Origin of the sequence: Pseudomonas sp. NPDC089396, assembly GCF_044749545.1 — a bacterium.
GTDB lineage: Bacteria > Pseudomonadota > Gammaproteobacteria > Pseudomonadales > Pseudomonadaceae > Aquipseudomonas.
Genome location: NZ_JBIVIC010000008.1, coordinates 343,418 through 354,023, shown reverse-complemented (window position 1 = coordinate 354,023; position 10,606 = coordinate 343,418). Strand labels below are relative to the sequence as shown.

At 61.9% G+C, this 10,606-nt stretch carries 10 protein-coding genes and 1 other RNA gene; 2 read left to right on the top strand and 9 right to left on the bottom strand.

Going from position 1 to position 10,606, the window contains the following annotated elements; all coding sequences use genetic code 11:
* Window positions 1-264: 264 nt before the first annotated feature.
* The 3 genes from recR to dnaX form a co-directional block, all read right to left on the bottom strand.
* Window positions 265-867: a recombination mediator RecR gene (gene recR / locus ACIPZB_RS17840; protein ID WP_008093500.1), complete on the bottom strand. Its 603-nt coding sequence runs from the start codon at window positions 865-867 to the stop codon at window positions 265-267.
* Between the two features lie 88 nt (window positions 868-955).
* Window positions 956-1,291 carry a YbaB/EbfC family nucleoid-associated protein gene (locus tag ACIPZB_RS17835; protein WP_008093501.1) on the bottom strand — a complete coding sequence of 112 codons (336 nt, stop codon included), beginning with the start codon at window positions 1,289-1,291 and terminating at the stop codon, window positions 956-958.
* Window positions 1,292-1,355: 64 nt separating this feature from the next.
* Window positions 1,356-3,374: a DNA polymerase III subunit gamma/tau gene (dnaX, locus tag ACIPZB_RS17830; RefSeq protein WP_400641868.1), complete on the bottom strand. Its 2,019-nt coding sequence runs from the start codon at window positions 3,372-3,374 to the stop codon at window positions 1,356-1,358.
* Between the two features lie 123 nt (window positions 3,375-3,497).
* Between dnaX and ACIPZB_RS17825 the strand changes: the two genes are divergently transcribed.
* Entirely contained in the window at window positions 3,498-4,265 is a 768-nt protein-coding gene (locus tag ACIPZB_RS17825; RefSeq protein WP_400641867.1) for a substrate-binding periplasmic protein, read from the top strand.
* Between the two features lie 114 nt (window positions 4,266-4,379).
* Here the strand turns inward: ACIPZB_RS17825 and ACIPZB_RS17820 are convergent, their stop codons facing one another.
* From ACIPZB_RS17820 to ACIPZB_RS17805, 4 genes are all read right to left on the bottom strand, one after another.
* Entirely contained in the window at window positions 4,380-4,652 is a 273-nt protein-coding gene (locus ACIPZB_RS17820; RefSeq protein ID WP_400641866.1) for a hypothetical protein, read from the bottom strand.
* 542 nt (window positions 4,653-5,194) lie between these two features.
* Entirely contained in the window at window positions 5,195-5,812 is a 618-nt protein-coding gene (locus ACIPZB_RS17815; RefSeq protein WP_400641865.1) for a hypothetical protein, read from the bottom strand.
* Window positions 5,813-5,855: 43 nt separating this feature from the next.
* Window positions 5,856-6,755: an EamA family transporter gene (locus ACIPZB_RS17810; RefSeq protein ID WP_400641864.1), complete on the bottom strand. Its 900-nt coding sequence runs from the start codon at window positions 6,753-6,755 to the stop codon at window positions 5,856-5,858.
* 183 nt (window positions 6,756-6,938) lie between these two features.
* Entirely contained in the window at window positions 6,939-7,427 is a 489-nt protein-coding gene (locus tag ACIPZB_RS17805) for a DUF2938 domain-containing protein (RefSeq protein WP_400641863.1), read from the bottom strand.
* An 82-nt stretch (window positions 7,428-7,509) separates the two neighbouring features.
* Between ACIPZB_RS17805 and ACIPZB_RS17800 the strand changes: the two genes are divergently transcribed.
* The gene (locus ACIPZB_RS17800; protein ID WP_400641862.1) at window positions 7,510-7,908 is read left to right on the top strand and encodes a helix-turn-helix domain-containing protein; all 399 of its coding nucleotides are present in this window, start codon (window positions 7,510-7,512) and stop codon (window positions 7,906-7,908) included.
* A gap of 44 nt (window positions 7,909-7,952) precedes the next feature.
* Here the strand turns inward: ACIPZB_RS17800 and ffs are convergent.
* Together ffs and ligA are read right to left on the bottom strand one after the other, a co-directional pair.
* Window positions 7,953-8,049: signal recognition particle sRNA small type (gene ffs / locus ACIPZB_RS17795), an RNA gene on the bottom strand.
* A gap of 221 nt (window positions 8,050-8,270) precedes the next feature.
* Window positions 8,271-10,601: an NAD-dependent DNA ligase LigA gene (gene ligA, locus ACIPZB_RS17790; RefSeq protein WP_400641861.1), complete on the bottom strand. Its 2,331-nt coding sequence runs from the start codon at window positions 10,599-10,601 to the stop codon at window positions 8,271-8,273.
* Window positions 10,602-10,606: the final 5 nt, after the last annotated feature.

Genomic DNA, 10,606 nt, shown 5'->3' with positions numbered 1-10,606 from the left:
GTTGGGCCGACATCCATCGATGCGCAGACGTCAGGGATCGAGCAGTTGTCATCAAGAACCATGCTTGCAGCACGTTGCTTGAACTCGCGGGTATAAGTCTTTCGTTCTTGCATGGAACCTCCTGATTGGGCGAATCATATCGCCCTTAAGAGGTGTCCGGGATCATTAGGCCAGTTCAAGGCCGCTCCTACAGGGGTTCGCATATTCCTGTAGGAGCGGCCTTGTGTCGCGAATGGGCCGCAAAGCGGCCCCCAAATGCTCAAATCACAACGAAATCGGCCTACGCCCGGCAAAGGCATGCGCCAGCGTCCCACCATCGACCAGCTCCAGCTCGCCGCCCAACGGCACACCATGGGCAATCCGCGAAGCCACCAGGCCTTTCTCGGCCAGCAACTGCGCTATGTAGTGCGCCGTCGCCTCCCCTTCCACCGTCGGGTTGGTCGCCAAGATCACCTCGGTGAAGCTGCCCTGCTCTTCGATCCGCGCCATCAGCTGCGGCACACCAATTGCCTCCGGCCCCAGGCCGTCCAGCGGCGATAGATGCCCCTTGAGCACGAAATAGCGGCCGCGATAGCCAGTCTGCTCCACCGCATACACATCCATCGGCCCTTCCACCACGCACAGCTGCGTGTCGTCACGGCGTGGGTCGGCACACTGCGGGCACAGCTCCTGCTCGGTCAGGGTACGGCACTGACGGCAATGGCCAACCCCTTCCATGGCCTGGCTCAGCGCCTGGGCCAGACGCAGGCCACCACTGCGGTCACGCTCAAGCAGCTGCAAGGCCATGCGCTGGGCGGTTTTCTGACCAACACCCGGGAGGGTGCGCAAGGCGTCGATCAGTTGGCGGATCAGGGGGCTGAAGCTCATGTAGGCAGGCCTGCAAGTCAGGGGAACAGAATGAACAAGGGAGCAACGACCCTAAGGCCATTGCTCCCCATTTGACACAAAAGATCAATCAGAACGGCATTTTGAAACCCGGCGGCAGCTGCATGCCAGCCGTCATGCCACCCATTTTCTCCTGGCTGCTCTGCTCGACCTTGCGCACGGCGTCGTTGAGCGCGGCGGCGATCAGGTCTTCCAGCACTTCCTTGTCGTCTTCGTCGGTCGACATCAGGCTCTGGTCGATGCTGACGCGCTTGACGTCATGACGGCCGGTCATCACCACGCTGACCAGGCCACCGCCGGATTGGCCGGTCACTTCGGCGTTGGCCAGCTCTTCCTGCATCTTGGCCATTTTTTCCTGCATCTGCTGGGCCTGCTTCATCAGGCCGGCCATGCCACCTTTCATCATGGGGGTATACCTCGATTGGGTCATGTGATGCGGCCTGGCAAAGGGCCGGCCGCACGGTTATCCGTTACTGCTCCTGGCTGACCAGGGCGTCTACAGGCTCAATAGTATCCTGCCGCACCGTTGCACCGAACTGCTTGATCATCTGTTGGATCAACGGATCCTGCTGGATTGCACTCACGGCATCCTGCTGGCGTTCGGCACGCTTGCGTGCCGCGGCCTGGGCCGGGGTTTCCTGCTCGGGGCGGATCAGCTCGATTCGCAGGTTCAACGTGCGCCCCAGGTGCTGGTTGAGCGCTTCGTTCAGGCGACGTTGCTGGGTGGCGTTGAACAGTGCGCCCTGGCCGGGGTCCAGGTGCAGCAGCCAGTCGTCGCCGTCGACGGCCATCAACGTACAGTTTGCGGCGATGTTGCCTGTCATCCCGGATACAGGCAACTGTGGGAATAATTCCAGCCATTGCAGGGCCAGCCCGGTCGCCGGCATGGCGGCAGGCATAGGCTCGGGCGCGACGACAGGCGCCTCTTCCTGCACGTGCTCGGCCAGCTCATCGAGGTAGCTGAAGCCGACCGGGTCGCTGTCGCCGACGTAGTAGTCTTCGTCCATCGGCGGTTCGTCATCGCGATCCATGCCGGCCGGGGCGTAGGCAGACGGGTCGAACGGCGGCTGGTCGAAGGCCGACTCGGGGGCTGGCGCCGGGGCGGGCGCAGGTGCTACCGCTGGCGCAGCAGGTTCGAGCTCTACACTGACAGGCACGGGCGCGGCGGCGGGCTCCTCCCAGGGCAGGTCGATCACCTCCTCCGCTACCGGCGCGGGTTCGACGACCTCGGGCTCAGGCGCAGGCTCCGGCGCGGGAGCAGGCGCTGCCTCCACCACAGGGGCAGGGGCAACGGCAGCAACGACAGGCGCCACAACCGCTGGCGCTGCCACTGGGGTTGCTGGATCAGCTGTGGCCTGGCTGATCCCCACCGGCTTTAGTACCGGCTTCGGCGCATCGTCAGCGTCGGCCGGACGGAAGGCCAGCATGCGCAGCAGGACCATTTCGAAGCCACCCCGCGGATCCGGTGCCAACGGCAGGTCGCGACGGCCGATCAGGCCCATCTGGTAATAGAACTGGACGTCTTCGGCTGGCAAGGCCGAGGCCAGCGCCAGCACCCGGTCGCGGTCGCCCTGGCCGTTGTCCACCGCTTCCGGCAGGGCCTGAGCGATGGCCACCCGGTGCAGCACATTGAGCATTTCCGCCAACACGCCACTCCAGTCCGGCCCCTGTTCGGCGAGGTTGCGCACCGCTTCCAGCAGCGCCCGCGCATCGCCTTCGAGCAGCGCCTGCAGCACGCCATAGACCTGGCCGTGATCGAGACTGCCAAGCATGGCGCGCACGTCGGCGGCCAGCACCTTGCCCTCGCCGAAGGCGATGGCCTGGTCGGTCAGGCTCATGGCATCGCGCATCGAACCATCGGCGGCGCGGCCGAGCAGCCACAGGGCATCCGGCTCGAACGGCACGTTCTCTGCCTGCAGCACATGGCTCAGGTGCTCGACCACCCGCTCCGGGCTCATGTTCTTCAGCGAGAACTGCAGGCAGCGCGAAAGAATGGTGGCCGGCAGCTTCTGCGGGTCGGTGGTGGCGAGGATGAACTTGACGTAGGGTGGCGGCTCTTCCAGCGTCTTGAGCAAGGCGTTGAACGAGTGGGTAGAGAGCATGTGCACTTCGTCGATCAGGTAGACCTTGAAGCGCCCACGGCTGGGCGCGTACTGCACGTTATCGAGCAGTTCGCGGGTGTCCTCGACCTTGGTGCGGCTGGCGGCGTCGATCTCGATCAGGTCGACGAAACGGCCCTCATCGATCTCGCGGCAAACCGAACAGGTGCCGCAGGGCGTCGAGGTGATGCCGGTTTCGCAGTTCAGGCATTTGGCGATGATCCGCGCGATGGTAGTCTTGCCCACGCCGCGCGTGCCGGTGAACAGATAGGCGTGGTGCAGGCGCTGGTTGTCCAAGGCATTGATCAAGGCCTTGAGCACATGGGCCTGGCCGACCATTTCGCGGAACGAGCGCGGACGCCATTTACGTGCAAGAACCTGATAACTCATCGAAAAACCATCGCAGCCTGATCGAGCGGAAGATCGCTAATGCTAGCGGAGCGGGGCCGAAATTGCACCCTGCGTGGTTCGTCTAAGCTTAGGAACTGGCACGCCGTTCAAGGAGGATGTGCATTGCGAAGACTGCTGGCCCTGATGCTGCTCTGGTCCACCCACAGCCTGGCAGACCCGCCGGTGCTGCGTTTTTCCGTGGTCGAGAGCTGGAGCATGCCGCTGGTGCGGGTCGAGGGCGACCAGCCGGTGGAAGGCTTGATGTTCGACCTGATGCAAACCATGGCCCGCGAAGTCGGCGCCCTTCCTGAGTACCACGTGCTGGCCCGCCTGCGCATGCAACAGGCGATGGAGGACGGCGACATCGATGTGCGTTGCTATGTGAGCACCCAGTGGTTCAATGACCGGCCGGGCAAATTCGTCTGGAGCATTCCGTTGTTTCGCCAGCGCGATGTGCTGGTCGGGCGGGCGAGCGACAGTGGCCCTACCCGCCCGGAGCAGTTGCCGCAGCAGGCCATTGGCACTGTGCTGGGGTATGCCTACGGCACGCTGGAGCCGTTGTTCGCGCAGGGGCAGTTGCGCCGAGAGGACAGCCGCAGCCAGGAACTGGCGCTGCAGAAGCTGCAGATTGGGCGTTATCGGCATGCGGTGAGCAATGAGCTGTCACTGCGCTGGTTCAATCAGCGATTGCCTGCCGAGCAGCGTTTGCAGGTGCTGGCGGTGCTGGAGGAACAGGCCTTGGGATGCATGGTGCGTGATGACCCGGCGATACCGACGCAGGGGGTGCTGCGGGCGCTGGTGAGGATGAAGGAGTCGGGGGAGATCGAACGGATTGTGCAGCGGTATGGGGCGGCGGGGTATTCGGAGAAGGTCTCGGCGGCTCGGCCGTGAGGTTGTGGCGTTTGTGGGTGTTCGTCTTGAGGGGTTGGTCGTGTTCAAGATCGAGCGCCGCGCGGGCGGCGCTCGATCTAATGGCCGCCACAACCCTCAAGGCGAGCCCCCGCCCTAACGCTGCCGCTCCACCGCCAAAGTCACGGCATCCGCCTGCCCCCAGGCAATCTGCAGGGCCCGCAGCCCATGCTGCAGCTGCTGCCGTGTCTCTTCATCCTCGATACGCTCAAGCGCCCGCCGGCTGTCGCTGTAGGCGAACATCAGGTAGTGCGAGACATTCATCAACACGAACTCCATCGGCACGATGCCTTCGCTGATGGCTCGAGAGAGGGTTTTTCCTGGAGGAAGGTCGAAGGTATACGGTGGATCGGGAACAATTTTTTTCATGACAACTCCGTGCTGGCTGAGCTGCGCCCTTTCTGCTTCCACGCATTGGGGTGGCAGCTGTACGCGGGGTGGAAGACCAGGTGCACGGTAACCCCGGCAGGTACGAATACCTCCCGCGCGCAGCTGCCATAACTGACGTCTGCTCTGTGCACCTCGCAGGCTTCCACACCCGATCGCTGAACCGACAGCGACCGCAAAAGCCTAAAGGGCGGGGTTTCCAGGGACAATCAGACGGGTGTCGACAGGGTTCGTAGGATAAATCGCCAGCCTAAACTTTGTTGTAGGACGTTTCCTAAATTTAAGCAGGACCAAAACAGCCGAAGCTTTGCAGTCCGCGCAAGTTGAGGGCTCTAAGTAATACCGCGACTGATTTGAGCCCAAGCCCTCGGCTTGGCCTAAGACGGGGCTAATGCGTGGCTTCGGGATAAATCGCCTGGCGCGTACACAAGGGAAGAATTGTCTTAGCCAAATCCCATAAGCCTGCACGCCCCTGCGGGAGCGTGCAGGCCGCGCCCACAGGTTTCGCATACGCCTGCCCGCAATCAACCCTCAAGCCGACTTGGCCTCGCACCGTAGTATACGAAGTTGTCGAAGTCCGGATGCCGATAGGTGTCATGCCGCTCATAGTAGTTATATACCACCGACAGCTTCTGCTCTTTAAGGGTCGGTTCACAGTCATGCAGCACTTTGCGCCCTTGCATGATCAACAACGCCCCTTTGCGCGCGTGAACCTTTCCATGCTCAACCCAGGCTTCCTTTCTACTGGGGTGAGACCGCTCGACCTGATAGCGCAACGGCGCCTCTTGGTTCGTGGTCAGGAAAAGTAACACCGTGATGCCGTTGGTATCGTAATGCAGCCCCAAGGTTCCCCCACCCGGTGGGTAAGCCTTGATGTTTACGTCTGAAGCCGGATAAGGCGAAACCACAGTATCGGTATGGGTAATGACGCTGATCAGCGGCACCAGAGCGTGATATACCGCCGTGAGCTCCGGCAGATGCTTTCGGACATCCTCTCCTTTGAAGATGTGGTGCTTGTATTCGCCACCAAGATCCGACACTGCATCCGTCCCGAGCCCCGTGTGCTCGACAAGATCCACGCCTTCCTCGTCGATCACCTGTTGTACCCTGCGCGCCAGACCATCGCACAACTCATCCGGCAACACACCCTCAATTACCGTTCTCAACGTCCACGTAGTAAATTCGCTATTTCGACGCACGCCCCGCACGCAGAATGCCTTGCAGCCCCTGGGCATTGACGAAAATCAGGATACCCAGCAGAACGAAGCCAATGGCCATTGCCTTGGCTACATTCATTTGCTCGCCAAAGAACAGATACGAAGCAATCACCCCTGATACCGGGACGAGCAGCGATAAAGGCGCGACGTGGGTAGCCGGATACTTCTTCATCAGGTTGTTCCACACCCTGTAGCCCAAAATGGTCGTGATGTAGCTTTGGAAAAGAACCGAGAACACCGCTTCCCATGCCACCCCGCCGGCAAGACCCCAGAATGGGGCCCAGCCATTGACTGCTACGGTCAGAACGAAGATGGCCGGTACCGAGAATAGGCTCGACCATATGATGAACGCCACCATTTCGCCTGGACGCTTCAGTTTCACCAGCAGATTGCACAACGACCAGGCCAAGGCTGCGACCAGCACCAGAAGCACACCCGTCACTGTCGATGACTCTGCACTCAGCAACAGAATCATCATCAAGCCACATACCGCGAAGGCCATGCCGCAAATGTGAGCCAAAATGATTCGCTCACCTAGTACGGCACCGCTTAGCACGATGGTGAAAAACGCGCTGAATTGCAGGAATACCGAGGACATACCCGGAGACAAACCCTGATACATCGCAAAGTTGACCAACCACCACAAACCAGCGCCGAACATCACGCCGTGAAGCGCCAGCACTCCAAACGAAATACCGGCTGGGCGGCGAACAAAGAACACCAGAGGTATTGCGCAGAACGTGAAGCGCAAGAGTGTTAATAGATAAGGGTCCAGGCTCTTTAGCCCCAGTTCAATGACTGAGAAGTTACAGCCCCACAGCACCGTCACCAGTACACCGGCGACCAGATCCCGCTTGCTCATTTTCATGCCTGCGCTCCTTTGTTGAGGCTCGCATCACTGTAATGAAGCTTGCTGCGCAAAGATGCAGGACCCGTCCTATCGACGCGTGAGGCTGCTCCTAGAAAAACCGATTGTCGTAAACATCAATGTTTAAACGCGAGAAACCGGTGTAGGAACGCTTCAAATAAGACCTCGGCGCTTTCCCGGTGCTTATATAAAGGCGATCAGCGTCGCGCTCAAGAACAGCCCCACCCCGAACACTACGTGCGTAACCACGCTCTTCAGACAGTTACGCGCAGGCGTCGGCGTTCTCGACGCAAAGAACCCTGCCCCCATCGCCGGCTGCATGAAGCACAACGGCGCCACGACCGTCCCCACACCGATAGCAACCGCGGGCCACAAAGTGGGCGCCTGCAACCAACCCTCCCCTCCAACCACCACCAGCAGCATCGCGAACAGCACGCCGATGCCGTAGTGAATCACCCACCCCCACACCCGCTCGTGCCGGACCGGTTCGGCCTTGGCAATCGCCTCATGCCGCATACGCCCCTGAAGCAAATGCCCCGCCCAGCGCCCGACCATGGCGAAGTTCAGCGTGGCAACACCCAACCGCCTCAGCAGCAACCCCCACAGGTCCATGACACCCGTGGCACCCATACCTATCGGCAACGCAGCTAGAAACATCGCGGTAAACGTCATTGAACAAGCCCTCGAAGATTGACGGTCATCACCCTGCCGCGCAGCATAGAAGTTGAAGTCAACTTCAAGTCAAGGGCCCGAAATGGACATTGCCGATGTCGCCAAACGCACTGGTGTACCCGCATCGACACTGCGTTACTACGAGAAGAAAGGTTTGCTCAAATCACTCGCCGGACGCGGCCAGCGGCGGCAGTTTGCAGCCGACGTGGCCGACAGGCTGGCGCTGATCGCCTTGGGGCAGGCTGCGGGATTTTCGCTGGATGAGGTGGGAGCGATGCTGGTGGACCAGCAAGTCGACCGGCAGCTGCTGCTGGCCAAGGCGGATGAACTGGATGCGCGGATCAGGCGGTTGCAGGCGATGAGCAAAGGGTTGCGACATGCGGCGCAGTGCCCTGAGGAGGATCATTTGGCCTGCTCGAAATTCCAACGACTGATGAAGGTGTCGGCGGCGGGACATGGAAAAAACAGGACAGGTTTTTGAGCGAGAAATCCTTGAGAGCTCAAGGACTGGCGTAATGGAGGCGGCCCCACCAGCCACACCCCGGCACTCGATGTTCCCGCTATGGCTGCTCCCTTCCGGGCCTGACCAGGTTAACGGGTAATCAATGCGGGGGGACCGATGGGGCCACCACTACGCGGCTCGCTGAGCAGCGAGTGGCGCCATTGTACCGGTCTTGGGAGTAGATACAACCTCTGGGGGAGAAAAAGTCATCATTTCTCAATGACTTGTCCGGGGGTGAGGGTGTTCGGGAGGGCCTCATCGCCGGCAAGCCGGCTCCCACAGGGATCGCAGCGCTGCAAAATCCTGTGGGAGCCGGCTTGCCGGCGATGAGGCCAGCACAGTCAGACGGCGATACCCTGCTCACCCAGAAACACGACAAACGCATCCTCATCCAGCACCTTGACCCCCAGCTCACTGGCCTTGGCCAGCTTGGAACCCGCACCAGGGCCAGCCACCACGCAGTGGGTCTTGCCCGATACCGAACCGGCCACCTTGGCACCCAGGCTCTCCAGCTTCTCTTTGGCAAGGTCGCGGCTCATGCGCTCCAGCGTGCCAGTCAGCACCCAGGTCTGCCCAGCCAGGGGCAAGCCTTCGGCAACTTTCTTCTCGCTGGTCCAGTGCATGCCGAACGCCTGCAACTGAGCCTCGATGTCGCGGGCCAGCTGCTGATTCGCCTCGTCCTTGAAGAATTCCCGCACCGCCTCGGCCTGCTTCGCCGCCAGCGCCTGGCGCAGATCGATACCGTCAGCCTCGATGATCTTCTCCAGGCTACCCAGCTTGGCCACCAGCTTTTCCGCCCCGGTCGGTCCGACCGAAGCGATATCGAGCTTGGCAATCAGTCCGGCCAGGGTAGTGCTGGCAGCGAACTCGGCCGCCAGCTCACCCTCGTCCTGCAACTGCATGCCACAGGCCAGCAACTGCTCGATCACCTTGCGGTTGTGATCGTCTTCGAAGAAGTTGTGGATTTCATGGGCCACTTCCAGCCCGATGTCCGGCAGGTAGGTCAGTACCTGTGGCAGTGCCTGCTGCACCCGCGCCAAGCTGCCCAGCGAGCGGGCCAGCACCTTGGCGGTCTCCTCGCCCACATCCGGGATGCCCAGCGCGTAGATGAAGCGCGCCAAGGTCGGGCGCTTGCTGGCTTCGATGGCATCCAGCAGCTTCTTGCTCGATACCTCGGCGAAGCCTTCCAGCCCGACGATCTGGTCGAATTCCAGCTTGTACAGGTCTGCCGGCGAGCCGATCAGGCCTTCGTCCACCAACTGCTCGACGCTCTTCTCGCCCAGGCCATCGATGTCCATGGCGCGGCGCGACACATAGTGAATGATCGCCTGCTTGAGCTGAGCACCGCAGGCCAGGCGGCCTACGCAGCGGTACACCGCACCTTCGCTGGTGACTTCCTTGCCCTTGCTGCGCTTGATCAACTGAGTACGCTCGACCTGCGAGCCGCACACCGGACACTCGCTCGGCACCTCTACCGGACGGGCATCCTCGGGACGCCGTTCGAGCACCACCTGCATGACCTGCGGGATGACGTCGCCAGCACGGCGGATGATCACCGTGTCACCGATGCGCAGCCCCAGCCGGGCGATTTCGTCCATGTTGTGCAGGGTGGCGTTGGACACGGTCACACCGGCCACCTTGACCGGCTTGAGGCGCGCCACCGGCGTTACCGCGCCGGTACGGCCAACCTGGAACTCCACGTCCAGCACTTCGGTGAGCTCTTCCATGGCCGGGAACTTGTGGGCGATGGCCCAGCGCGGCTCACGGGCGCGGAAACCCAGCTCGCGCTGGGCCGCCAGGCTGTTGACCTTGAACACCACGCCGTCGATCTCGTAGGGCAGGCTGTTGCGCCGCTCGCCGATGTCGCGGTAGTAGGCCAGGCACTCCTCGATCCCCGCGGCATGCTTGAGCTCGCGACTGATCGGCAGGCCCCACTGCTTGAGTTGTTCGAGAATGCCGATATGGCTCTCGCCGATGCTGGCAGACACCTGCCCCACGCCGTAGCAACAGAATTCCAGCGGTCGACTGGCGGTGATCTTCGAGTCCAGCTGGCGCAGGCTGCCGGCAGCGGCGTTGCGCGGGTTGGCGAAGGTCTTGCCACCGGCCTCGGCCTGAGCGGCGTTGAGGCGGTCGAAACCGGCCTTGCTCATGAACACCTCGCCGCGCACTTCGAGCACGGCAGGCCAACCCTCGCCTTGCAGCTTCAGTGGAATATTGCGCACGGTGCGCACGTTGGCGCTGATGTCTTCGCCGGTAGTGCCGTCGCCACGGGTGGCGCCTTGCACCAGCTGGCCATCGCGATACAGCAGGCTAACCGCCAGGCCGTCGAGCTTGGGTTCACAGCTGAAGTCGACCGCACCGGGCTGGTCGAGGCCATCCACCACACGACGCCCGAATTCACGCAGGTCAGCTTCTTCGAAGGCGTTGCCCAGGCTGAGCATGGGCACTTCGTGGCGCACCTGGCTGAAGGCCGCCAGGGCTGCACCGCCGACGCGCTGGGTGGGCGAGTCAGGGGTCACCAGGTGCGGGTGCTCGGCCTCCAGCGCCTTGAGTTCGTTGAACAGGCGGTCGTATTCGGCGTCGGGCACGCTTGGCTCGTCGAGCACGTAGTAGCGGTAGTTGTGCTGGTCGAGTTCGGCGCGCAGTGCGTGGATTCGGGATTCGGCGTTCATATTTC